The following is a 24,857-nucleotide window of genomic DNA, read 5'->3' as shown; positions in this document are numbered from 1 at the left end:
ACGCCGGGCCGGCACGATGGGCTACGCGAGGATAACAGTCAGCAGCCGCCCGCAAGTGCCCCGACAAGCGGGCCGGATGTCCCCCGCTCAGCCGACCGCGCGCAGCTCCGCCAACACCGCCCCCGCGGTCCGCCAGCCGCTGGCCAGCGCCCCCTGGATGGACGGGCTGTCCCGGTGGTCCCCGCAGACGAAGAGCCCCTCCCCCAGCGCGACGGGCTTGCGCAGCCGCCCCTGCGGCGGCGGCGCGGCGGGCAGCGCGTCGGGGACGGAGACGGTGGTCAGGTGGGTCCAGTCCGCGGTGGACCGGCCGTAGAGCCGGTCCAGCTCGCGCCGGATCATCGGCTCCGGCGGCGCGGACGTCCCGACCACCGAGGTGGCCACCAGGTGCCGCCCCGCCGGCGCGTACGTCGGCGCGGCCTTGCTGATCACCACGGTGTTGGCGACCAGTTCCCGGCGCTCCCCGTCGAGCAGCAGGATCGGCTCGTCCAGCGGCGCGTCGTCGGTGCTGTGGTAGTAGGTGGTGTAGCTGTGCATCCGTACCCGGGACAGGGCGGGCAGCAGGGTGCCCGCCGCGGGCGGGTCCACGGCGACCACGACGGCCCGGCAGCCGATCTCACCGGCCTGGGTGCGGACCCGGCCGGCCCTGACCTCGGCGACCGGGGTGTCCAGCTCGATCAGGTCGGCGGGGAGCGGGTCGGCGATCGCCTGGGGCAGTGCCGCCATGCCCCGCGCGGGCAGGCCGATCCGGCCGCGTACGAAGGACCGCAGGATCATCGCCAGCACGTGACTGGAGGTCTCCAGCTCCCGGTCGATGAGGACCCCGGAGAGGAACGGCCGGATCAGCTCCTCGATGATGGCGTCGGAGAGCCCGGCGCGGCGCAGCGCCACCTCGCTGGTCGTCTCGGTGGCGCTCAGCAGGCGGCTCTTTGGCAGGGTGGCGCAGCCGGTGGCGAGCGCGGCGAAGCGCAGCCGGTCCAGCAGCGTTCCCACGCCGGCCAGCGCGGTGCCGGGCGCGCCGGTGGGTTGACGCAGCGGGTTGACCAGCCGGTCCAGCCGGTCGCCGCGGCGCACCAGCACGCCGGAGGTGAACCAGCCCAGGTCCAGGGTGGCCAGGTCGAGCAGGGTGCCCAGCCTCGGGTAGGCGGTGTTGAGCACCTGGAAACCGCGGTCGAGCAGGTAGCCGTCGACCCGGTCGGTGGCGACCCGGCCGCCGAGCCGGCCGCCGGCCTCCAGCAGCCGCCAGGGCACGCCGGCGCGGTGCAGCCGCCGGGCGGCGGCCAGCCCGGCGAGGCCACCGCCGACGATGACGACGTCCGTCTCAGCGAGCACGCCCGACCTCCGTCTCGTTCCGGGCCGCGCGCGACAGCCGGCTGGGCCACCAGATCTTCGGCCCGATGTCGTACGACAGCGCGGGCACCAGCAGCGAGCGGACCACGATGGTGTCCAGGAGTACGCCCACCGCGACCGTCACGCCCAGTTCCACCAGCACCACCAGCGGGAGTACGGCCAGCGCGGAGAAGGTCGCGGCGAGCACGACGCCGGCGGAGGTGATCACCCCGCCGGTGACGGCGAGGCCGCTGAGCACGCCGGCCCGGGTGCCCCGCTTGACGGACTCCTCGCGGACCCGGCTCATCAGGAAGATGTTGTAGTCGATGCCGAGGGCGACCAGGAAGACGAACGCGAAGAGCGGGAACGACTGGTCGACGCCGGGGAAGTCGAGGAGGTACCGGAAGATCAGCGCGCAGAGCCCGAGCGTGGCGAGGAACGACAGCACCACGGTCGCGATCAGCAGCAGCGGGGCCAGCAGCGCGCGCAGCAGCAGCGCCAGGATCACCGCGATCACCACCAGGACCACCGGGATGATCACGTTGCGGTCCCGGGTGGACGCGTCGGAGGTGTCCACGTTGATCGCGGTGAAGCCGCCGACGACGGAGTCCGAGCCGGGCACCCGGTGCACGGCCGCGCGGAGGTCGCGGATGGCCCGCTCGGCGCCGTCGCTGTCCGGCGGGTCGGCGAGGGTGGCCTCCAGTTCGACCCGCCCGTCGACCACCTTGGGCGGCGCGTTCGGGTCCGGCGGGCCGGCCTGGCCGCCGGTGACCGGGCGGACGGCGGCGACCCCGCGTACGCCCTGGGCCACCTGGGCGACCTGCTGGGCGGTCTCCTGCCGAGTGAAGATCGTCGCCGGGCTGCCGGTGCCGGCCGGGAAGTGCCGGGCGATCGCCTCCTGCCCGGCGACCGAGTCGGTGCGCTTGGTGAACAGGTCGGACTGGCCCAGGGTGGTGACGCCGAGCTGGGTGAGCCCGATGGTGAGCAGGGCGAGGAGCACGGCGGTGGTCGCCCAGACCACCCGGGCCCGGCGGGCGACGAAGCCGGCGATCCGGCTCCAGATGCCGTGCTCGCTCTGCGGGTCGGCCTGGTCCGCCCGGGGCTTACGCGGCCAGAAGGCCCACCGCCCGCCGAGCACCAGCAGCGCGGGCAGGAAGGTGAGCATCACGACCAGGGTGGCGGCGATGCCGACCGCGGCGACCGGGCCGAGCGCCCGGTTGGAGTTGAGGCTGGACAGCAGCAGGCAGAGCAGGCTGACGATGACGGTGGCGCCGGAGGCGACGATCGCCGGGGCGGCGCCCCGCCAGGCGGTCTTCATGGCGTCCCAGGGGCGCTCGTGCCGGTGCAGCTCCTCGCGGTAGCGGGCGATCAGCAGCAGCGCGTAGTCGGTGCCGGCGCCGAAGACCAGCACGGTGAGGATGCCCTGCGCCTGCCCGTTCAGTTTGATCACGTCGTTCTTCGCCAGGTAGTAGACGAAGACCGACGCCACCGAGTACGACATCCCGGCGGCCAGCAGCGGGGCGATCCAGAGCACCGGGCTGCGGTACACGATCAGCAGGATGATCAGCACCACCACCAGGGTGACCAACAGCAGCGGCCCGTCGATCGCGCCGAACACCTCGATCAGGTCGGCGAGCAGGCCGGCCGGGCCGGCGACATTCACGGTGAGGCCGTCGGTGTCGGCGCCGGCGATGCCGCGCAGTTGGTCGACCACCTCCCCGATCCGTTCGCCCTCGGAGCCGTTGATCGGCACGACCACCTGGAGCGCCTGGCCGTCCTGGCTGGGGATCGGCGGGGACACCGGGGTGACCACGCCCTGGATCTCGCCGAACCGGGCGACGTCCGCCGCGGCGCGCTGCCGGTCGGCGTCGGTGATGCCGGAGGTGCGCTCGTAGACCACCAGCGCGGGGGTGGTCTCCTTCTCGACGAAGCCGGCGGCCAGGTTCTGCGCCCGGGTCGCCTCGGCGTCGGTGGGCAGGAAGGAGGCGTTGTCGTTCGTCGCGACGTCGCCGAGCTTGCCGGAGTACGGCCCGGCGATGCCCCCGACCACCAGCCAGCCCAGCACGACCGCCACCGCGACCAGCGTGGCAATGCCGCGGCCCCGTCTTCCGGCCATCTCCACCCCTCACATCGACGCACCAATCGACGCAGCGGGAGTCTAAGTCGACATTGGCCATCCTGCCGCCCGAGGGAGCCGTCCGTGACCTAAACCGCCCACCCGGCCGGCGGCCCCTGGCCCCGGCGCCGCCCGCTCGCCGGCCCGGTTCCGGGTGCGTTCGTGGTCGACAGGGCAGCAACAGCTGCACGCGCGGGCACCCGGCGGCATCCGGACCGGGAACCCCGGGGCGTGGCGGCCGGCAGCCTGGGCGAGGCCGGCGTGCTCGCGGCGCGTGGACCTGGCGGCGGCCGCCCGGAGCAGCGAAAACGCCCGCCGGCGGGGCCGACGGGCGTTGGGTTGGAGCAGAGCTCCCCCGTTTGGACTCGAACCAAAAACCTGCCGGTTAACAGCCGGCTGCTCTGCCAATTGAGCTACGGGGGACCGCTTCGTCGCCTCGTTCCGGATCTCCCCGGCGCTCGGCGACGGCACAAGAGTACAGGATTCCCGGGGGGTCCGGTCCAGGGGGTTACCCCGTCGCGTCGGCCGGGTGGAAGGGTCCGGACCCACAAGAAGAATACGGACAAATCGTCATCCGGGCACACGGAGGCATGAGCGCGGAGCAGGATGGGTAGTTAGCTGCCGACAGAGGACGACGTGGGCGCGACATGGTCGGTCCCGCGGGGGGAACCCGGCGGGAACGGCGGAGCGTCAGGTACGGAAGGAGCCGCCATGCGCGGAAAGATCATGTTTCTTGGCGGGCTGGCTGCGGGCTTCGTCCTGGGCGCCCGTGCCGGCCGAGAGAAGTACGAGGAGCTGGTCGTCCGGGGCCGTAAGGTGCTCGACCACCCGACCGTCCAGGAGGCGGCCGGGGTCGCGCAGGCCCAGGCGAACCGGCTCTACTCGGAGGGCAAGGACAAGCTCGGCCAGTCCAAGCTGGGCGAGAAGCTCGGCACCAGCAGCAACGGTGGCAAGCAGGAGCTGACCGCCGCCGACGACGCCTTCGCGGGCACGCCGGCCACGGTCGGCGCCAAGTCGTCCACCAGCTCCACCAGCTCGTCGAGCACGACCCCGAAGCCGAAGGCGCCGGGCACCAACGGCAGCACCATCTGACCGTTCGTACGTCATCGGGCCGGTCGCCGCAGGGCGACCGGCCCGCTTTCGTGTGCCCGCACGATCCATCCCGGACTTTTGCTGTTCTAGAGCAAAAGTTCGAGCGGTTCATCGAAAACTTTTGCCTCCAACCTCTTCTCTTTCTTCTCATCCGCAAATATCGTCCTGCGTAGAACCTGGCCAGGCTCTCGTCACCTCACAGCGACCTCCTCAGCCTCGTCCCGGCTGAGGCGGACCCGCCCGACCAGAGCGAGGTTCGATGCGCAGACCATTCGGCCGCAGGGCCGTCACCCATCTCAGCCTGCTCGCCCTCGTCGGCGCGACGCTCGTCGCGACGACGGCGCGGCAGCCGACCCCGGCGCAGGCCGCGCCGGTACCGGCCGCACCGGCGGCCGTCAGCAACGGCATCGAGTACAAGGTGCTCGTCTTCACCCGGTCGGCCACCGGGGCCAACCCCGCCGCCACCACCGCCGGCGTGCAGGCCATCCAGCAACTCGGACGCGACCGGCGCTTCACCGTCGAGGTCACCGACGACGCCCGCAAGTTCGACGAATCGCACCTGAAGCAGTTCCGCGCGGTGGTCTTCCTGAACACCGCCGGCGACGTGCTGACCGACACCCAGCAGGCCGCCTTCGAGCAGTACTACCGCGACGGCGGCGGCTTCGTCGGCGTCCACTCCGCGATCGAGGCCGAGCCGGAGTGGTCCTTCCTGACCAACGTGCTCGGTACCCGGGCCACCACCGCCTCCGCGGTGAGCCGGGCGACGGTCACCGTCGCGGACCGGGTCCACCCCGCCTCCGAGACACTGCCGCAGCGCTGGAGCACCACCGACCGCTGGTACAACTTCGCGGCCAACGTCCGGGGCGTCTCGCACGTGCTGGCCACCGTGGACGAGAAGACGTACCCCGGCGGCACCATGGGCTTCGACCACCCGGTGACCTGGTGCAAGGACTACCAGGGCGGCCGGTCCTTCTACACCGGACTCGGCGCGACCCCGGAGAGCTACGGCAGCACCGACCTGCGTGCCCACCTGGGCGGGGCGATCCAGTGGGCGGCCGGGGTGACCGACGGCGACTGCGGCGCGACCGTGCTGGCCAACTACCAGATGACGGTGATCGGGGCGCAGCCCAACGTCAACGAGCCGATCGGCTTCGACGTGCTCCCCGACGGCCGGGTGATCCAGACCGACCGGCGCGGCGGCGTACGCCTGCACGACCCGGAGAGCAACGCGACCACCGTGCTGGCCCAGATCCCGGTCTACACCCACAGCGAGGACGGGATGTACGGCCCGGCGATCGACAACGACTTCGCCAACAACAAGTGGGTCTACCTCTACTACGCGCCCCCGTTGGACACCCCGGCCGGAGGCGCGCCGACCACCAGCACCGACCCGACGGCCTGGGACCAGTGGAAGGGTTACTTCCAGCTCTCCCGGTTCAAGTTCGTCGACGGGGAGACCCCGTCGCTCGATGTGAGCACGGAGCAGAAGATCCTCCAGGTGCCGGTGGACCGGGGCGCCTGCTGCCACGTGGCCGGTGACATCGCGTTCGACTCGAAGAACAACCTCTGGTTGGTCACCGGGGACGACACCCCGGCCGGCGGCGGCGGCTCCGGCGGCTTCTCGCCGCACAACGACTCGGTCAGTGCCACCGGCGTCTACCAGGCGCCCTTCGTGGATGCCCGACGCAGCGCGGCCAACACCAACGACCTGCGCGGCAAGATCCTGCGGATCGCGGTGGGGGCGGACGGCTCGTACACCGTGCCGTCGGGCAACCTCTTCCCGGCCGGCACCGGAAAGACCCGCCCGGAGATCTACGCGATGGGCTTCCGGAACCCGTTCCGGATCACCCTCGACAAGAACGACGTCGCCTACATCACCGACTACTCCCCCGACTCCTCGACCGCCGCGGTCGGCCGTGGGCCGGCGGGCACCGGCCGGATGATGGTGGTCGACAAGCCGGCGAACTACGGCTGGCCGATGTGCGTGCAGCCGAACCTGCCGTACATCGAGATGAACTGGACCACCAGCCCGATCTCGCCGATCGCGCCCTTCGACTGCGCGGCGCCGAAGAACACCTCCCGGCACAACACGGGCCTCACGGACCTGCCGGCGGTGGAGAAGTCCGAGCTGTGGTACTCGTTCCAGGCGCCGACCCCGTGCCCGGAGTCGTACCTGTCGACGCCGACGCAGACCTGTCCGGTGCTCTTCCCGGAGCTCGGCACGGGCGGTGTCGGCCCGCACGGCGCGGCGAAGTACGACTTCGACCCGGAGCTGAGGTCGGAGACGAAGTTCCCCGAGTACTACGACGACGCGATCTTCTTCGGCGAGTTCACCCGGGACACCCTCAAGGAGGTCCGGCTGGACGACAAGGGTGACATCCTGAAGATCAACAATGTGCTGAACTGCGGTCAGGCGCCCACCACCCCGGCCAAGCCGTTCCTCTGCGACAACCCGATGGACATGCGCTGGGGCGCGGACGGCAACTTCTACCTGCTGACGTACGGCGACGGGTTCTTCGCCGTCAATCCGGACGCGGCGATGGTGAAGTTCAGCTACGTCAAGGGCCTGCGGGCGCCGAACGCCGTACTGACGGCCACCCCGACCAACGGGATCGCGCCGCTGACCGTCGCCTTCTCCAGCGAGGGGTCGAAGGACCCGGACCCGGCCGACTCGGTCTCGTTCGCCTGGGACTTCGACGGTAACGGCACCACCGACTCGATCGACCCGAACCCGTCGCACACCTACACCACCAACGGCGTCTACACCGCCCGGCTGACGGTGACCGACTCCAGCGGCAAGACGGCGTCGGCGAACACCACCATCACGGTCGGCAACACCGCGCCGACCGTGACCGTCAACACCCCGCTCGAGGGCGGCTTCTTCAGCTGGGGCGACGACATCCCCTGGTCGGTGACCGTCACCGACCCGGAGGACGGGCCGGTCGACTGCGCCAAGGTCGAGGTCACCTTCGTCCTCGGCCACGACCAGCACGGCCACGGCGAGACCAACCAGTTCGGCTGCTCCGGGGTGCTGCCCACCGAGCCGGACGACGCCTCACACGGCGGCTACATCTACGGCGTGGTCAGCGCGTCGTACACCGACGGCGGGGCGAACGGGCAGCCGGCGCTGACCACGGTGGACCAGCAGATCGTCCAGGCCAAGCGCCAGGAGGTCGAGTTCGCCGGCGACGAGTCCGGCACCACGGTCGGCACCAGCGCCGACACCGGGGGCGGGCAGCAGCGTGGCAGCCTCGACAACGGCGACTGGATCGCGATCAACAACACCGTGAACCTGACGAACATGCAGTCGGTGACGCTGCGTACCTCCGGTGGCAGCGCCGCCACCGCCGGGCAGCCCCGGTTCGGCGTCCAGTTCCGGCTCGACTCCCCCACCGGCCCGCTGCTGACCACCGCCACGGTCAACGCCACCAGCGGCAACAACGCCTTCACCAGCACCACCGTGCCGTTCACCGACCCGGGCGGCACGCACCGGCTCTACCTGGTCTTCACCACCGTTCCCGGCGGCCCGACCAGCGGTTTCGGCAACCTCAACTGGGTCGAGTTCACCGGTCAGGGCATCGGCGTCACCCCATGACGACCCCGGGTGGGGCCACCGCCGGTGGCCCCACCCGCGCCCCCGGACCACCGTCCATCACCAGTCAGCACGGAAGGGCAGCCACCAGATGAACACACAGCACGGAATGAGCCGCCGCCGGATGCTCGGCACCGTTGCCGGGGCCGCCGGCGCGGTCGCCGTCGGCGCCGCAGGTTGGGCCTCCTCCGCCGCCGCGGAGGGCAACGGCCTGCTCGTCCCCACCGGCAAGCGCGGCATCATCCTGTACAGCGTCCGCGACCGGATCGGCGCCGCGCCAGACGCCTCGGGAGTGCCGTACGGCTTCGAGCGGGTGCTCGGCCGGCTCGCCGAGATCGGCTACAAGGAGGTCGAGTTCGCCGGATACACCCAGAACACCGGGATCCTCGGCCGGCAGATCACCCCCGAGGAGATCCGCAAGATCCTGGACGACAACGGGCTGCGGGCGAACGGCTCGCACGCCTCGGTCCCGAGCACCGTCACCCCGGACACCATCGCCGCGTTCGAGCGGACGCTGGACACCGCCGAGATCCTCGGCATGACCCACATCGGTACCGGCAACGACCCGACCGGCAGCAACTACAAGGCCGACTGGGACGCCGCCGCCGACCGGTGGAACACGTTCGGCGAGATGGCCGCCGCCCGCGGACTGAAGCTCTACACCCACAACCACGACGCGGCGTACAACTTCCTGCTGGACAGCGGGCCGCTGGACGCGCTGGGCCGGCCGACCCGGTCCTCCGGGGTCCGCAAGCTGGAGTACTTCATCGCGCGGACCAACCCGGAGTGGGTCTGGTTCGAGATGGACATCTACTGGGCGCACGTGGCGCAGTACCGCTTCCGCAGCTACACCGACCCGGACGGGGTGACCCAGACCAGCGTCTTCGACCCGCTGGCCGTGGTCGCCGCCCAGCCAATCCGGTTCCCGCTGTTCCACGCCAAGGACGGCAAGATCAACACCAACACCACCAACGGGTACGACATGGTGCCGCTCGGCCAGGGCGACATCGACTACGGCACCTTCTTCGCCAACATGGGCGCGAAGGGCTACCACAACCCGATGTGGGAGCAGGACACCGCGCCCGGCGGCACCGCCGACCCCGGTCGCTCACTGCGCTACGCGGAGATCAGCTACCAGCACATGTCGGGTCTGCGGGGCTGACCGACCCGACCGGAGCAACACAGGGGCCGCACCCGGGAAACCGGGTGCGGCCCCTCCCGTCACACGGCGGTGACGCCGATGTGGCAGATTCCGGATGGAGGTGATCGCATGACGCTCGTCGGACCGGAGAACCCGGACCAGGCGCGGCTGCTCCGGCTGCTACGCGACGACGGCCCCCGCTCCCGGGTCGAGCTGGCGGACGTCCTCGGCCTCACCCGGGCCCGGTTCGCCGCCGAGGTGGACCGGCTGACCGCCCAGGGCCTGGTGGAGCCCGCGGGACCGGCCGCGTCCCGGGGCGGCCGCCGCTCCTCGCTGCTCCGGGTCGCCGGGCAGGTCCGCTTCGGCGCGGTGGCCGTCGGCACCGGGCGGCTCGAGGTGGCGCTGACCGACGGCGAGCTGACCGTGCTCTCCCGGCTCGGCGAGCCGGTCGACGTCCGGAGCGGGCCGGAGGAGGTGGTCGGCCGCGCCGTCGAGCTGCTCGGCAAGCTCCGCGCCGAGGCCGGGGTGTCCCGGCTGACCGGGGTGGGCGTCGCCCTGCCGGCGCCGGTCGCGGTCCGCGAGGGGACCGCGGTCTCCTCGCCGGCCATGCCGGGCTGGCACCACTTCCCGGTCCGGGACGCGATCGCCGCCGAGCTGGGCTGCCCGGTGCAGGTCGACAACGACGCCAACGCCATGGCGCTCGGCGAACGGCACGCCGGGACCGGTCGGCCATTCGACGACTTCCTCTACGTCAAGCTCGGCGACGCCATCGGGTGCGGGCTGATGCTCGGCGGCGCGCTCTACCGGGGCGCCACCAGCGGGGCCGGCGACATCGGGCACCTGCGGCTGACCGAGGACGGCCCGCTCTGCGGCTGCGGCAACACCGGCTGCGTGGAGGCGTACTGCGGGGACGCCGCCCTGATCCGGGAGGCGCTGGCCGCCGCGCACGCCGGCCGGTCCGGGGCGCTGGGCGACCGGCTGAGCGAGGCGGGGACGCTGACCATGGCCGACGTCGCCCGGGCGGCGACCGCCGGGGATGCCACCGCCCAGGCCCTGGTCCGCGACAGCGCCCGCCGGCTGGGGCAGGTCCTGGTGGGTCTGGTCAGCTTCTTCAACCCGGCCATCGTGATCATTGGCGGTGCGACCCCCGGTATCGGTCCCGTCATGCTCGCCGAGATCCGCGCGGTGGTCTACCGGCGCTCGACCCCGCTCGCCACCGGCAGCATGCCGATCGTCCTGTCCGACCTGGACGACCGGGCCACCCTGGTGGGTGCCGCCCGCATGATCAGCGAGCACGTCTTCGCGGCCTGCTGATCACCTGCCGGCCGGCGACGTCGCAACATCCGGACCGTCGGCGCACCGGGGTGCCTCAGCACGGCGTTCCCGGGGCCGGGTCGGCCCCGGGAACGCCCCGGGGATCAGTCCCGGCCGCTGCTGAACGCCGCGTCGAACGCCGCCGCCGGGGCGTCGAAGGCGAGCCGGCGGACGAACTCCAGCGCCTCCGGCGCGCCGACCAGCCGGTCCATCCCGGCGTCCTCCCACTCGACGGAGATCGGCCCGGCGTACCCGATCGCGTTCAAGGCCCGGAAGCAGTCCTCCCACGGCACGTCGCCGTGCCCGGTGGAGACGAAGTCCCAGCCGCGGCGCAGGTCCGCCCAGGGCAGGTGGGAGGAGAGCCGGCCGCGCCGCCCGTCGCCGGTGCGCACCTTCGCGTCCTTGCAGTCGACGTGGTAGATCCGGTCGGCGAAGTCGAGGATGAAGTTCACCGGGTCCAGCTCCTGCCAGACGAAGTGCGACGGGTCCCAGTTCAGCCCGAACGCCGGCCGGTGCCCGATCGCCTCCAGGGCCCGCTTCGTGGTCCAGTAGTCGTACGCGATCTCGCTGGGGTGCACCTCGTGCGCGAACCGCACCCCGACGGAGTCGAAGACGTCGAGGATCGGGTTCCACCGGTCGGCGAAGTCCTGGTAGCCCCGCTCGATCATCGCCGGCGGCACCGGCGGGAACATGGCCAGGGTGTGCCAGATCGACGAGCCGGTGAAGCCGACCACCGTGTCCACGCCGAGCTTCGCCGCCGCCCGGGCGGTGTCCTTCATCTCCTCGGCGGCTCGCCGGCGGACCCCCTCGGGCTCGCCGTCGCCCCAGATCCGGGCCGGCAGGATGTCCCGGTGCCGCTCGTCGATCGGGTGGTCGCAGACGGCCTGGCCGACCAGGTGGTTGGAGATGGCGAAGACCTTCAGGTGGTGCTTGGCGAGGGTCTCCCGCTTCCGGTCGACGTACGAGTCGTCGGCGAGCGCCCTGTCGACCTCGAAGTGGTCGCCCCAGCAGGCGATCTCCAGCCCGTCGTAGCCCCACTCGGAGGCGAGCCGGCAGACCTCGTCGAACGGCAGATCGGCCCACTGGCCGGTGAAGAGCGTGATCGGTCGCGCCATCGTCTGTCTCCCCTGTCGTGATGGGGATTCCTGAGCGGGACCGGGGCGAGGGAGCCGGGCCGGTACGCGGCGGCCAGCACGGATCACCGGTGGGTGCGCGGGCGCACCTGGGCCCGACGGGTTGCGCCTCCCGTCGGGTCACCGGCCACCGCGTGGGTCGCCGCCCTCACTCTAGGGCCGCCGGGACCGGCGCGGAAGGGTCCGCACCGGCCCCGGCCCGGCCGGCGTACCGGGTCAGGCGTCGCGCCTCCGGAGCAGGACGGCGGCGGCGCCGACCAGCACCACCAGCCAGCCCACGAAGACGGCCAGCCCCGCGCCCGGGGAGAGCAGGTCCGGGCTGGACGAGATCGACATGAACGCCTGGCCGGCGTTCGACGGCAGGTACGGCGAGATCGCGTCCGACCAGCTCTCCGGCAGCAGCGAGGTGAGCCCGGGGATCACCAGCAGCAGCGCCACCACGCTGGTCAGCGCCCCGGCGGTGTTGCGCAGCAGGGCACCCAGGGCCATCCCGAGCACCCCCACCCCGGCCAGGTAGAACGCCGTGCCGAGCACCGCGCGCAGCACCCCGTCGTCGGCCAGCGAGATGCCCTTGTCGGCCAGGATGGCCTGCCCGCCGAGGAAGGTGAGCAGCACCGTCGGCACCAGCAGCGCGAGGGAGACGCCGGTCAGCACGGTGACCTTGCCGGCCAGCACCGGCCAGCGCCTCGGCACGGCGGCCAGCGAGGAGCGGATCATGCCGGTGGAGTACTCGCCGGCCACCAACAGCACGCCGAGCGTGCCGATGAGCAGTTGGGCGAGGTTCACCCCGCCGAGGCTGGCACCGAGCGGGTCCAGCGAGGACGGCCCGCCGGGCGGGGCCGGGGAACCGGGCTCGATGGTGGTGTCGGAGAGGAACGCCGAGAAGCCGAGGCCCAGGCCGGCGAAGACGAGCACGACGGCAGCCAGCATGATCAGGGACGAGCGCCGCGAGCGGAACTTGATCCACTCCGAGCGGACCACCCGCCACCAGGTGACCTTCGCGTCGGCGGGGACGGTGGCGGGGGCGAGCGTGGCGGTGGTCATCGGGCGCTCCTTCCGGCGGGGACGGGCTGGGCGGTGTCGCCGTGGTACTCGACGGCGTCGCGGGTCATGGTCATGAATGCCTCCTCCAGGGAGGCCTCGGTGGCGGCGAGCTCGTGCAGGGTGAGACCAGCGTCGGCGGCCCGGTCGCCGATCTGCTCCCGGGTCAGCCCGGTCACCTCCAGCAGGCCCGGCTCGCCGCTGGTCACCGTGACGTCCGGCCCGACCAGCAGGTCGCGCAGCGTGGCGGCCTGCGGGGAGCGGACCCGGACGGTGGTCCGGGACGCCTGCCGGGTGAACTCGGCCAGCGAGACGTCGGCGATCAGCCGGCCCTTGCCGACCACGATCAGGTGCTCGGCGGTCTGCGCCATCTCGCTCATCAGGTGCGACGAGACGAAGACCGTCCGCCCCTCGGCGGCGAGCCCCCTGAGCAGCCCGCGGATCCACCGGATGCCGTCCGGGTCGAGGCCGTTGACCGGCTCGTCGAGCATCACCACCTTCGGGTCCCCGAGCAGCGCGGCGGCGATGCCGAGCCGCTGGCCCATGCCGAGGGAGAAGCCGCCGGCCCGCTTGCCGGCCACCTCGTGCAGGCCGACCAGGTCGATCACCTCGTCGACCCGCCGGCGACCGATGCCGGTGGTGGCCGCCATGGCGAGCAGGTGGTTGCGGGCGGAGCGGCCGGTGTGCACGGCCTTCGCCTCCAGCAGCGCGCCGATCTCGCGCAGCGGGGCCCGGTGCTCGGCGTACCGGCGGCCGTTGACGGTCACCGTGCCGGAGGTCGGGGCGTCCAGGCCGAGGATCATCCGCATGGTGGTGGACTTGCCGGCGCCGTTGGGGCCGAGGAAGCCGGTGACGATCCCCGGCTTCACCTGGAAGGTCAGGTCGTCGACGGCGAGCTTGTCGCCGTAGCGCTTGCTGAGGTTGGCCACGTCAATCATGCGGCCAACGATCGCCCGCGTACCCGGGCCGCCGCGTCGGCCAGCCGCGGACACCTGCGCGTACCGCAGCCGCGGTAGCGGGCGGCCCCGACTACCGCGGTCAGGGTGCCGGCGGCTCCCCCGCCCGGACCAGCCCGCTCTGGTACGCGACCACGACGAGCTGCGCCCGGTCCCGTGCGCCGAGCTTCATCATCGCCCGGTTGACGTGGGTCTTCGCGGTCAATGGGGAGACCACCAGGCGCTCGGCGATCTGCTCGTTGGACAGCCCGCCGGCGACCAGGGTGAGCACCTCCCGCTCCCGGTCGGTGAGCACCCGCAGCTGCTCCGGAGTCGCCTTCGGGTCCGGTTCGGGCTGGGCCAGGAACCGGGCGATCAGCCCACGGGTGGCCTTCGGGGACAGCAGTGCCTCGCCGGCCGCGACGGTACGGATCGCGTCGAGCAGCTCGGCCGGCTCGACCCCCTTGCCGAGGAAGCCGCTGGCCCCCGCGCGCAGCGCCTGGAAGACGTACTCGTCCATCTCGAAGGTGGTCAGGATCAGCACCCGTACGCCGGCCAGGTCCTCGTCGGCGGTGATCTCGGCGGTGGCGGCGAGGCCGTCCATCTCCGGCATCCGGATGTCCATCAGCACGACGTCGGCGCGGGTGCTGCGGGCCCGGTCGACGGCCTCCCGACCGGTGGCCGCCTCGCCGACCACGGTGAGGTCGGGCGCGGAGTCGATGAGCACCCGGAAGCCGGCCCGCAGCAGCTTCTGGTCGTCGGCCAGCAGCACCCGGATGGTCATGGGGCCTCCTCGGGTGCGGGCAGCTCCGCCCGGACCAGCCAGCCGCCGCCGGTGCGGGGGCCGGCGGAGAAGGCGCCGCCGACGGTCTCGGCGCGCTCGCGCATGCCGACCAGCCCCAGCCCGCCCCCCGCCCCGGCGCCCCGGTCCGGTGCGACCGCGCCGGGGCTGGTGGCCCCGGGCCGGTCGGCCGCGGGCGTGGGAGTGCCGGCGGCAACGGCCCGGTCGGGCGGGACGGCGGCGTCCGGCCGGGGCGGGCCGTCGTCGCGTACCTCGATGGTGACGCCGTCGGCGTCGTAGCGCAGGCGGACGGCGACGGCCGCCCCCGGCGCGTGCTTGTGCGCGTTGGTCAGCGACTCCTGGATGATCCGGTACGCCGCGACGTCGACCGCGGTGGGCAGCGGGCGGGGCTGACCGGCGACGGTCCAGCGCACCGGCTGCCCGGCGCTGAAGCCCTCCACTAGGGCGTCCAGCCGGTTCAGGCTGGGTGCCGGCTCGGTGGGGGCGTCGCTTTCCCCGGCGCCGCGCAGCACCCCGAGCAGGGTGGCGAGTTCCTCCAGGGTGGTCCGGCTCGCCGCGCGGACGTGCCCCAGCGCCTCCTCGGCCGCCTCCGGTTGCCCGCGCAGCAGGTGCCCGGCCACCCCGGCCTGCACGTTGATCAAGGCGATGTGATGCGCCACCACGTCGTGCAGTTCCCGGGCGATGCGCAGCCGCTCCTCGGCGACCCGGCGCAGCGCCTCCTCCTCGCGGGTCTGCTCGGCCCGGCGGGCCCGCTCCTCCAGCACGGCCACGTAGGCCCGCCGGCTGCGTACCGCGTCGCCGAAGGCGACCGCGACGCCGAACCAGAGCAGCAGCACCACCACGGCCGGGTCGAGCACTCCGACGCCGAGGGTGGCCACGGCGGCCACGGCGACCGCGAGGGCGCTCACCGCGCCGGCGACGGCGGCGGTCCGCCGGTCGGTGCGGGTGGCGACGGTGTACGCGGCGATCGCCACGATGATCACGAAGGGCCCCCGGGCGAGGCCGGTGAGCTGTGCGGCGATCACGGTGACCGTGGCCAGGACGAGGACCGGCAGCGGGTACCGGCGGCGGAGCACCAGCCCCGCGCAGCCCAGCACGGCGAGCAGCACGGCCCCGACGGTGAGCGGGGCGCGGGGCGGGCCGCCGGGCGGGTTGACCGGCAGCAGGCTGACCGCGAGGAGGGCGGCGGCCAGCAGCGCGTCGGCGACCGTGGGGTGCTCCCGCGCGACCCGGCGCCACTCCGCGAGGGGTCCCATGCGGTCAAGGTACGGCAGCCGCCCGGCGGCGGACCGGGCGCGTCCGAGGATCACGCACCGGTGTCGCCGCCGGGTGGCCGCGCCGGATCAGCCGGTCAGGGCAGGGTCCACTTCTGGTTGGTCGCGGCGGTGCACGTCCAGAGCTGGACCGGGGTGCTGTCGGCGGAGTTGTTGCCGGCCACGTCCAGGCACTTGCCGGACTGCGGGTTGCGCAGCGTCCCGTCCGCCTGGGCGGACCAGTTCTGCGCCCCGGTGCCGTTGCAGGTCCAGAGCTGAATCTTCGTGCCGTCGGCGGAGCCGCCGCCGGAGACGTCCAGGCACTTGCCGAGCGCCCTGATCGTGCTGTTCGGCGTCACGGTCCAGGTCTGCGCGGCGGTGCCGTTGCAGGTGTAGAGCTGGATCTGGGTGCCGTCGGCGGTGCCGCTGCCGCGCACGTCGAGGCACTTGCCGGCCAGGCCCTTGATCGGGCCGGTCCCGCCGGCCCCGCCGCGGACGAGGGTGAAGTCGTCCACGTCGAACAGGCCCGTACCGGTGCCGGTGTAGGTCAGGTAGAGGGTCTGGCTGCCGGCGGGCACCCCGCTCAGCGCGGTGCTGACGGTGGCGAAGGTGGTCCAGCTGCCGGTGTTGGGCACCGCGACCGAGCCGAGGACGGCGCCGGTGGTCGAGCCGGTCCGGACCTGGATGGTGCCGCCCGGCCCGCCGGAGACCACCCGGGCCTGGAACGAGGTCACTCCGGTCAGGTCCTGCCCCTGGTACGCCGACCAGTCGCCCGGGTCGATGTAGCCGAGGGTCTGCCCGCCGTTGGCGCCGGTCTTGGTGAACGGGGTGACCCCGCTCGCCGCGCTGTACGCCTCGGCCTGGACGGTGGTGTTCCCGGTCGGCGTGCCGCCCAGTTCCTTGATCCGGATGTTGCGGAACGAGACGTCGTCACCGGTGCCGTGGTTCTGGATGCCGATGTGGCCGGCCAGGGAGCGGGCCGGGTCGGTGTTGGTGAAGTCGTTGATCTTCGACCCGTTGAGGAAGACCTGCAGCCGTTCCCCCTCGACCAGCAGCTCGTAGGTGTTCCACTCCCCCGGCGGGTTCAGCGCCGCGTCCCGGGCCGCGATGTCGGCGGCCTTGAACGTGTAGACGGCGCCGGTGGTCCGGTCGACCGCGTCGGTGGCGTCGATCTGCACCTCGTAGCCGTTGTTGACCGCCGAGTACGGGTCGGTCGACGGCGGGAAGCCGATGAAGACCCCCGAGTTGTCGTCCCCGGCCAGTTTCCAGTCCAGCTTCAGCGAGTAGTTGGTGAACTGCCGCGCGCTGTACCAGTAGAGACCGAGGCCGCCGGCCGAGCTCAGGGTGGCGTCGGCGTTGGTGAACCCGCCCGGCCCGGCCTGGGACCAGCCGGTGGTGGAGCCGTTGTAGAGGCTGGTGTAGCCGGTCTCCGGGCGGCAGTCGGCCTTCGTGCGGCCGGCCGCGTACCGGATGCCGCCGAGCAGGTGGGCGCGGAACGCCGGCTCCGAGTAGGACGCCTGGGTGTGCCCGCCGCCGGTGTAGAAGGACCGTCCGCCGCTGTAGGTCTTGCACCAGGAGTGCGGGTGGTCACCGCTCATCGACCCGCCGGTGTACGACGACTCGTCCAGGGTGGCCAGCACGTGCGCGGTGGAGCGGGCGTTGGTGCGGTAGTTGTACCACTCGTCGGTGCGGGTCCAGGTCGGCCCGAGGTGGGCGGTCGCGGCGTGCGCCCGGTCCTCCACCTTGACGGTGGCCTGCTGGATCGCCGGGTGGGAGGCGAACCAGGCGCCGACCAGGCTGCCGTAGAACGGCCAGTCGTACTCGGTGTCGGCGGCGGAGTGCACCCCGACGAAGCCACCGCCGGAGCCGATGTACGACTCGAAGGCGGCTTGCTGGGTGGTGTTGAGCACGTCGCCGGTGGTGTTGAGGAAGACGACCGCCTCGTACTGGGCGAGGTTGCCGGTGGTGAACGCGGCGGCGTCCTCCGTGGCGGTGACGGTGAAGTTGTTGGCGGCGCCGAGGTCCCGGACGGCCTGGGTGCCGACGGCGATGGAGTCGTGCCGGAAGCCGGCGGTCTTGGAGAAGACCAGCACGTCGTACGGGGCGTCGGCGGCGGCCGCCGGGGCGGCGGGGATGGTGCAGGCGACAGCGGCGAGGACGGCGGTGGCCGCGCCGAGAACGGGTCGCAGGATGCTGCGCATGTCGGGGTTCCCCTCTCGGGTGGGCGGGGGCCCGGGCGACGGGCCCCCGCGCGTTCACTCGGTTACGGCAGGGTCCACTTCTGGTTGGCGGCGCCGGTGCAGGTCCACAGGTGGACCGGGGTGCTGTCGGCGGAGTTGTTGCCGGAGACGTCCAGGCACTTGCCGGACTGCGGGTTGCGTACCGTCCCGTCGGCCTGGGCGGACCAGTTCTGCGCCCCGGTGCCGTTGCAGGTCCAGAGCTGGATCTTCGTGCCGTCGGCGGAGCCGCCGCCGGAGACGTCCAGGCACTTGCCCAGCGCCCTGACCGTCGAGTTCGGGGTGACCGTCCAGCTCTGCGCGGCGGTGCCGTTGCAGGCGTAGAGCTGGATCTGGGTGCCGTCGGCGGTGGCCGCGCCCCGCACGTCGAGGCACTTGCCGGCGAGCCCGACTATCGGCCCGGTACGCACGGCGGCCGTGGTGAAGGTGAACGAGTCGACGTCGTAGAGCGGCCCGGTGCCACCGGCGAAGGTCAGGTAGAGCGTGGTGGTGCCGGCCGGGGCGCCGGAGATCGCGCCGGTGACGGTGGTGAACGAGTCCCAGGCGCCGGTGACCGGGACGGTGGCGGAGCCGAGCACCGTGCCGGTGGGCGAGCCGGCCCGTACCTGGAGGGTGCCGCCGGTCCCGGCCGAGGAGACCCGGGCGCTGAACGAGGTGACGTTGCCGAGCTGGTACGGCTCGAACGCGATCCAGTCGCCGTTGCTGATGTCACCGACGGTCTTGCCGCCCTCGGCGGTGGTCTTGGCGAACGTGTTGATGCCGGACGAGGTCTTGAAGTGCTCGGCCTGCCGGTGCCGGGGCTGGAGGGTGTGCTGGGTGTGCGTGGTCAGGCCGCCGGTGTCGGTGTACTCGGCGTCGAAGATCGCGAAGATGTTCGCGGCGTCGTCGTGCTCGCCGTCGACCGGGATGCTGATCGAGCCGGTGCAGCCGCCGGCCGAGGTGATCTGGTGGCCGTGCTGGTCGTGGCCGAGCACGTAGGTCATCTTGACGCGCCCGCAGTCGATCGTGCCGTCCTCCGGGTCGGTGACGGTGATCCGGAACGGCACGGTGTCGCCGTAGGAGAAGAGCTGGCCGTTGCCGGGGGCGTTCACGGTGACCGTCGGCGCGGTGTTGCCAACGGTGATCACCACGCTGGCGTTGCCGGTGGCGTTCTGCGGGTCCTTCACCGTGAGGGTGGCGGTGTAGCTGCCGTTCGCGGTGTAGGTGTGCGCGGGGTTCGCGGCCGTCGAGGTGGTGCCGTCACCGAACGCCCACGAATAGGTCAGCGCGCCGCCCTCCGGGTCCGACGACCCGGCCGAGGAGAAGTTCACCGTCAACGGCGCCGCGCCGGAGGTCCGGTCGGCACCGGCCCGGGCGATCGGGGCCCGGTTGCCGGAGCCGATGTAGTCGAAGCGGTACAGCGCCGAGTTGGCGTCGCCGTTGAAGTAGCCGGTGCCGTAGTCGAGCACGTAGTACGCCCCGTCCGGCCCGAACGCCGAGTCCATCACCTGCTTGCCGGTCCACGGGAAGGCGTCGATGGTGCCCGGCGTGCCGTCGGCGTTGAGGTGGATCGGCTTGATCCAGCCGCGGCCGAACTCGGTGGCGAAGAACTGCCCGTCGAAGGACTGCGGGAACTTCGTGGTGGAGGCCGACGAGGCGTTGTAGCGGTAGACCGGGCCGGCCATCGGCGACTCGGAGCCGCCGCCGAACTCGGTGGGGGTGCCGGCGTCGCCGCCGTACCGGATCCAGGCGGCCTTCGCCGCCGGCAGGGTGCTCTGGCCGGTGTTGCGGAACGAGTTGTTGGTGGGGCCGCCGGCGCAGTTGAACTTGGCGCCGGCGGTGCCTGCGGCGAAGTCCCATTCGGCGTACGTCTCGGCGGCGGTGTTGGTGCCGGTGCAGTACGGCCAGCCGTAGTTGCCGGGGGCGGTGACCCGGTCGAACTCGACCTGGCCGCTGGGCCCGCGGCCGGAGCTGCTGCCGGCGTCCGGCCCGTAGTCGCCGACGTAGACGATGCCGGTGGCCTTGTCGACGCTCATCCGGAACGGGTTGCGGAAGCCCATCGCGTAGATCTCCGGGCGGGTCTTCGCGGTACCGGCCGGGAACAGGTTGCCCGAGGGGATCGAGTACGACCCGTCGGCGTTGACCTTGATGCGCAGGATCTTGCCCCGCAGGTCGTTGGTGTTGGCGGCGCTGCGCTGCGCGTCATACGCCGGGTTGCGGTTGGTCCGTTCGTCGATCGGCGCGTAGCCGGCGGAGTCGAACGGGTTGGTGTCGTCGCCGGTGGAGAGGTAGAGGTTGCCGGCGGCGTCGAAGTCGATGTCCCCGCCGACGTGGCAGCAGATGCCCCGGTCGGCCGGGACGTCCAGCACGTCGACCCGGCTGGCCTGGTTGACGGTGAAGTCTGCGTTGAGGGTGAACCGGGAGAGCCGGTTGACGCCCTGCCAGGCGGAGAAGTCGGTGCCGGTGGCGGGCGCGTCCCCACCGGGCGTGGCCAGCGGCGGGGCGTAGTAGAGGTAGATCTGTCGGTTGCCGGCGAAGTTCGGGTCGACCCCGACGCCCTGGAGGCCCTCCTCGTCGTGGTTGTAGACGGAGAGGGTGCCGATCACCGTGGTGGTGCCGGCGGCGTCGGTGCGGCGCAGCGTGCCGTTGCGGGCGGTGTGCAGGACGGAGCGGTCGGGCAGCACCGCGAGGGACATCGGCTCGCCGGTCTCGGCGACGCCGCGGGCCAGCTCGACCTGCTGGAAGTCGCTGGCGGTGATGGGGTGGGCGGCGACGGGGGCCGGACCGCCGAGGGCGGTGGGGCCGACCGCCAGGTTGACCGTGCCGGCCGCGCCGACCAGGAGCAGTGCGGATACGGCGGTGAACCATCGTCGGGGGCGGTGGGGTGTGGTGTCCTCGATGGACATGCTTGCTGTCCCTTCCTGACGAGCGACTGCCAGGCGGGCGCGCGCCGTCGCGCCGGTGCCGTGTACGGGGGTGCGGCAGGCCTGCCGGGTGCCGTGCCGGCCGGCCGTGACCACGGGCCGCAGCGTGGGCCACGGGATGGTCACCAGTCGATGGGTTACCGCGCCGCCGGTTCACCTCGACGAAACATGTTCGTGATGGCACGAACATTAAGGGGAATCGATATCCCTGTCCATACCTTCTGCCCAAGCAACCCGAACTTTCGCTCATCCAGCCGAAAGTTGCGCGGCGTGTCGCCGCACGGCGGCGGATTCCGGCATGAGCGATATGACGCAGCGGCATATTTATGCCTCTGCGTCATACCGCTCTTCCCGAGATGTGGCCCCAGCGGGCGACACGCCCGAGAACCCGGGTCCGCCGGTCAGCGGCGGCGATCGACGGCCTGATCGGCCAGGGCGGCCAGCGCGGCCCGCGCCGGCTCCACCAGCGGTACCCGGTCCAGGGCGGCCCGGGCCGCATCGGCGCGCACCCGGATCAGCCGCTCGATCTCGTCCCGGGCCCCCGTCGACTCGATGATCGCGCGCAGCTCCGCCGCGCCGGCGACGTCCAGCGCGGGATTGCCGTGCAACTCGCGCAGCAGGGCGCCCTGGGCCCGGTCCGCGCCGGCCCGGGCCAGCGCCATCATCACCGTCGGCTTGCCCTCGCGCAGGTCGTCCAGGGTGGACTTGCCGGTCACCACCGGGTCGCCGAAGACGCCCAGCACGTCGTCGCGGAGCTGGAAGGCGTCCCCCAGCGGATCGCCGAAGTCGGCCAGCGCGGACACCAGCTCCGGCTCCGCACCGGCCAGCGCCGCGCCGATCTGCAACGGGCGGGTCACGGTGTACCGGGCCGCCTTCATCCGGATCACCGTCAGCGCGCTGGCCACCGAGCCGTCGCCCACGCCGGAGACCAGGTCCAGGTACTCCCCCGCGATCACCTCGGTCCGCATCCGGGCGAAGACCGCGTAACCCCGACACACCTGCGCGGTGCTCAGCCCGCATTCGTGGAACATCTGGTCCGACCAGGCGGCGCAGAGGTCCCCGCAGAGCAGCGCGGTGTTCCGCCCGTACGCCTCCGGGTCGCCCCGCCAGGCGGACCGGGCGTGCCGGTCGGCGAAGAGCCGGTGCACCGAGGGTTCCCCCCGCCGGCGGTCGCTGCCGTCGAGGATGTCGTCATGGATCAGCGCGAACGCGTGGAACAGCTCCAGCGCCGCCGCCGCGACCACGATCGGCCGGCCGTCCGCGCCGCCGGCGCCCCGCCAGCCCCAGTAACAGAAGAGCGGGCGCAGCCGCTTCCCACCGGTCAGCACGAACCGGTGCAGCGCGGCGAAGACCCCGCGCGGTGCGCCGTCCGGCCAGTCCGGGCCCTGCCGGTCGAGGAAGGCCACCAACTCGGCGTCGAACCGCTCCCGCAGCCCACTGGCGTCGGCGGGCGCGGCGGCGAGGGTCACCGCTCCGCCCCCCGGCCACCGGGTCCGTCCGCCCCGACGCGCGGCGGTCCGGACGACGGCGCGGCCGACCGGGGACCGCCCGGGGCCGGGACCGCGGCGCCGAGTCCCGCCAGCTCCAGCAGCAGCGCCTTGACCTCGGTGGCGGCGAGCCGGTCCCGGGCGGCGGCCGGATCGGAGCAGAGCAGCACCGGGGCGTCCGCCGGGTCGGCGGGGAGCCGGCCGTGCGAGCCGCGAACCGCGCGGGCGGCGGCGTCCAGGCCGACCACGCTCATCAGGTAGCGCATGCCGAGCTTCTTGCGGGCCAGCGCGACCGCCGCCCGGCGCTTCGCCGCCCCCGGCGCGGCCGGGTCGAAGAACAATTCGGCGGGGTCGTAACCCGGCTTCCGGTGAATGTCCACGAGCCGGGCGAAGTCCGGGGCGAGGTCGTCGTCGAGCCAGTAGTAGTAGGTGAACCAGGCGTCGGGCTCGGCCACCAGCACCAGCTCGCCGGCACGCGGATGGTCCAGCCCGGCCGCCGCCTTGCCGTCGGCGTCCAGCACCTCGGCCACCCCGGGCAGGCCGGCGCAGAGCTTCGCCACCGCCGGCACGTCCGCCGGGTCGCGGACGTACACGTGGGCGATCTGGTGGTCGGCGACCGCGAAGGCCCGCGACGTCCACGGGTCCAGGTACTCCATCCCGGCCTGGGTGTAGACCCGCAGCAGCCCCTCGGCGCGCAGCAGCCGGTTGACGTCCACCGGCCGGGACACGTCGGTGATGCCGTACTCCGAGAGCGCCACCACCGTGGCGTCGCGGGCCCGGGCCGCGTCCAGCAGCGGGGCGAGCACCGCGTCCAGCTCGGCCGCCGCGGCGGCGGCCCGGGGCGAGGACGGGCCGAAGCGTTGCAGGTCGTAGTCCAGGTGCGGGACGTAGACCAGGGTCAGGTCCGGGGCGTGGTCGGCGAGGATCCGCTCGGCCGCCCGGCAGATCCACCGCGACGACGGCAGTCCGGCGCCGGGCCCCCAGTAGGTGAAGAGCGGGAAGGTGCCCAGCGCGGCGGTGAGCGTGTCGTGCAGCTCCGGCGGGTCCGTCCAGCAGTCCGGTTCCTTCCGCCCGTCGGCGTGGTAGACCGGGCGCGGGGTGACCGTCCAGTCGACGTCCGCGCCCATCGCGTACCACCAGCAGACGTTGGCCACCGTGTAGCCCGGCTCGACCCGGCGGGCTGCCTGCCAGAGCTTCTCCCCACCGACCAGCGCATGGTGCTGCCGCCACAGCAGCACCTCGCCGAGGTCGCGGAAGTACCACCCGTTGCCGACGATCCCGTGCCCGGACGGCGGCTCCCCGGTCAGCAGGGTCGCCTGCGCCGAGCAGGTCACCGCGGGCAGCACCGTGCCCAGCTCGGCGGTGAACCCGCCCTCGGCGACCGCGCGCAGCCGGGGCATGTGCGCCAGCAGCCGCGGGGTCAGCCCGACCACGTCCAGCACCACCAGTCGCCTGCTCATGCCGGCACCTCGCTTCTCTCGGTCAGGCCGAGGGCGACCAGCTCGTCGCGGGCGAAAGCCAGCTCCGCGGCGATCCCCGCGGCCAACTCCGCGTCGGTGCGCGGTCGTCGCGCCGCCGGCAGCACCCCCCAGGTGTACGTCTCGACGTCGAGGTGGTCGCAGCCCGCGGCCGGCCCGGCGAAGAGCGCGGCCAGCGCGGCGTGCAGCACCGGCACGGTCGAGGTCAGCGGCGGCTCGGGTGGGGCGTGCAGCGGCACGTGGTAGTGCACCCGCCAGGGGCCGGGCAGCCCGCCGGCCAGCGCGGCGTCCAGGTCGTCGGCGGCGTACCCGGGGCCGGCCGGATCCACCGCCCCCGCGCAGCCGGCGGCCCGGGTCTGGTGCAGGAAGCGCGGCTCGACCCAGCGGCCCAACGTGTCGGCCGCCCCGACCGGGTCGGCCGCCTCCAGGGCGGCGGAGACCTGCACCTTGACCACCGGGATGCCGGCGGCGGCCAGCCGGGCCAACGCCTCGGCCGGCTCCTCCCAGGCGCAGGCGAGGTGGGCCAGGTCCAGGCAGACGCCGAGCCGTCCGGTGTCGACGCCGGCCAGCAGCGTGGCGGCCTGCGCGGTGCTCTCCACCACGCAGCCCGGTTCCGGCTCGAAGCCGACCCGGATGCACCGGCCGGTGTCCCGCTCGACGGCGGCGAGCCCGGCCGCGAGCCGGTCCAGCCGATGCCGGGCGGCGTCGGCGCGGGCCGCGTCCCAGGGCCGGCGCCAGGCCAGTGGGAGGGTGGAGACCGAGCCCCGGGCCGCGTCGTCGGGGAGCAGGTCGGCCAGGATCCGGGCCAGATGCAGGGTGTGGTCCAGCCGGGCGTCGGTGGTCCAGTCCGGTTGGTACACCGCGCCCTTGACCACCGGCGCCTGGAAGGCCGCGTACGGGAAGCCGTTGAGGGTGACCACCTCCAGGCCCCGCCCGTCCAGCGCGGCCCGCAGCCGGCGGCGGGCGGCCGGGTCGGCGGCGAGCGCGGCGGCGAAGTCGGATCGTAG

At 73.0% G+C, this 24,857-nt stretch carries 16 protein-coding genes and 1 tRNA gene; 4 read left to right on the top strand and 13 right to left on the bottom strand.

Annotated elements, in window-relative coordinates:
• Positions 1-87 precede the first annotated feature (87 nt).
• The 3 genes from V6U81_RS06830 to V6U81_RS06820 all read right to left on the bottom strand — a co-directional run bounded on the left by V6U81_RS06830 (position 88) and on the right by V6U81_RS06820 (position 3,865).
• Positions 88-1,329: an NAD(P)/FAD-dependent oxidoreductase gene (locus V6U81_RS06830; RefSeq protein ID WP_334485603.1), complete on the bottom strand. Its 1,242-nt coding sequence runs from the start codon at positions 1,327-1,329 to the stop codon at positions 88-90.
• Positions 1,319-3,442: an MMPL family transporter gene (locus V6U81_RS06825; RefSeq protein ID WP_334485601.1), complete on the bottom strand. Its 2,124-nt coding sequence runs from the start codon at positions 3,440-3,442 to the stop codon at positions 1,319-1,321. The genes V6U81_RS06830 and V6U81_RS06825 overlap by 11 nt, the downstream gene beginning before the upstream one ends.
• A gap of 350 nt (positions 3,443-3,792) precedes the next feature.
• A tRNA-Asn gene (locus tag V6U81_RS06820) sits at positions 3,793-3,865 on the bottom strand.
• Positions 3,866-4,153: 288 nt separating this feature from the next.
• On the opposite strand from V6U81_RS06820, the gene V6U81_RS06815 reads away from it, so the two are divergent.
• The 4 genes from V6U81_RS06815 to V6U81_RS06800 all read left to right on the top strand — a co-directional run bounded on the left by V6U81_RS06815 (position 4,154) and on the right by V6U81_RS06800 (position 10,581).
• Complete coding sequence (locus V6U81_RS06815; RefSeq protein ID WP_334485599.1) at positions 4,154-4,534, top strand: hypothetical protein; 381 nt, start codon at positions 4,154-4,156, stop codon at positions 4,532-4,534.
• Between the two features lie 259 nt (positions 4,535-4,793).
• A complete protein-coding gene (locus V6U81_RS06810) occupies positions 4,794-8,129 on the top strand; it encodes a ThuA domain-containing protein (protein WP_334485597.1) in 3,336 nt (1,111 codons plus the stop codon).
• Between the two features lie 88 nt (positions 8,130-8,217).
• The gene (locus V6U81_RS06805; RefSeq protein ID WP_334485595.1) at positions 8,218-9,288 is read left to right on the top strand and encodes a sugar phosphate isomerase/epimerase family protein; all 1,071 of its coding nucleotides are present in this window, start codon (positions 8,218-8,220) and stop codon (positions 9,286-9,288) included.
• 108 nt (positions 9,289-9,396) lie between these two features.
• Positions 9,397-10,581: an ROK family transcriptional regulator gene (locus V6U81_RS06800; protein ID WP_334485593.1), complete on the top strand. Its 1,185-nt coding sequence runs from the start codon at positions 9,397-9,399 to the stop codon at positions 10,579-10,581.
• 104 nt (positions 10,582-10,685) lie between these two features.
• On the opposite strand, the gene V6U81_RS06795 is transcribed toward V6U81_RS06800, so the two are convergent.
• The 10 genes from V6U81_RS06795 to eboE all read right to left on the bottom strand — a co-directional run.
• A complete protein-coding gene (locus tag V6U81_RS06795) occupies positions 10,686-11,696 on the bottom strand; it encodes a sugar phosphate isomerase/epimerase family protein (RefSeq protein WP_334485591.1) in 1,011 nt (336 codons plus the stop codon).
• Positions 11,697-11,930: 234 nt separating this feature from the next.
• On the bottom strand, positions 11,931-12,758 hold the full coding sequence (locus tag V6U81_RS06790) for an ABC transporter permease (RefSeq protein WP_334485589.1): 828 nt from the start codon (positions 12,756-12,758) through the stop codon (positions 11,931-11,933).
• Positions 12,755-13,693: an ABC transporter ATP-binding protein gene (locus V6U81_RS06785; RefSeq protein WP_334485587.1), complete on the bottom strand. Its 939-nt coding sequence runs from the start codon at positions 13,691-13,693 to the stop codon at positions 12,755-12,757. The genes V6U81_RS06790 and V6U81_RS06785 overlap by 4 nt, the downstream gene beginning before the upstream one ends.
• 100 nt (positions 13,694-13,793) lie before the next feature.
• The gene (locus tag V6U81_RS06780; protein ID WP_334485585.1) at positions 13,794-14,474 is read right to left on the bottom strand and encodes a response regulator transcription factor; all 681 of its coding nucleotides are present in this window, start codon (positions 14,472-14,474) and stop codon (positions 13,794-13,796) included.
• Positions 14,471-15,748 carry a sensor histidine kinase gene (locus tag V6U81_RS06775; protein WP_334485583.1) on the bottom strand — a complete coding sequence of 426 codons (1,278 nt, stop codon included), beginning with the start codon at positions 15,746-15,748 and terminating at the stop codon, positions 14,471-14,473. Before V6U81_RS06775 ends, V6U81_RS06780 begins: the two co-directional genes overlap by 4 nt.
• A 95-nt stretch (positions 15,749-15,843) precedes the next feature.
• Positions 15,844-17,946, bottom strand: a complete 2,103-nt coding sequence (locus tag V6U81_RS06770) for a ThuA domain-containing protein (RefSeq protein ID WP_334485581.1) — start codon at positions 17,944-17,946, stop codon at positions 15,844-15,846.
• A gap of 62 nt (positions 17,947-18,008) precedes the next feature.
• On the bottom strand, positions 18,009-20,867 hold the full coding sequence (locus V6U81_RS06765; protein ID WP_334485579.1) for a PQQ-dependent sugar dehydrogenase: 2,859 nt from the start codon (positions 20,865-20,867) through the stop codon (positions 18,009-18,011).
• 419 nt (positions 20,868-21,286) lie between these two features.
• Complete coding sequence (locus V6U81_RS06760) at positions 21,287-22,354, bottom strand: polyprenyl synthetase family protein (RefSeq protein ID WP_334485577.1); 1,068 nt, start codon at positions 22,352-22,354, stop codon at positions 21,287-21,289.
• A complete protein-coding gene (locus tag V6U81_RS06755) occupies positions 22,351-23,832 on the bottom strand; it encodes an alkaline phosphatase family protein (protein WP_334485576.1) in 1,482 nt (493 codons plus the stop codon). The genes V6U81_RS06760 and V6U81_RS06755 overlap by 4 nt, the downstream gene beginning before the upstream one ends.
• The coding region (eboE, locus tag V6U81_RS06750) for a metabolite traffic protein EboE (RefSeq protein ID WP_334485573.1) at positions 23,829-24,857 on the bottom strand (1,029 nt) is incomplete at its 5' end. The genes V6U81_RS06755 and eboE, both read right to left, overlap by 4 nt.

The sequence above is a fragment of the Micromonospora lacuserhaii genome (assembly GCF_036902735.1).
GTDB lineage: Bacteria > Actinomycetota > Actinomycetes > Mycobacteriales > Micromonosporaceae > Micromonospora.
The sequence above is the reverse complement of the archived record's forward strand: the minus strand, read 5'-3'. Positions and strand labels throughout refer to the sequence as shown.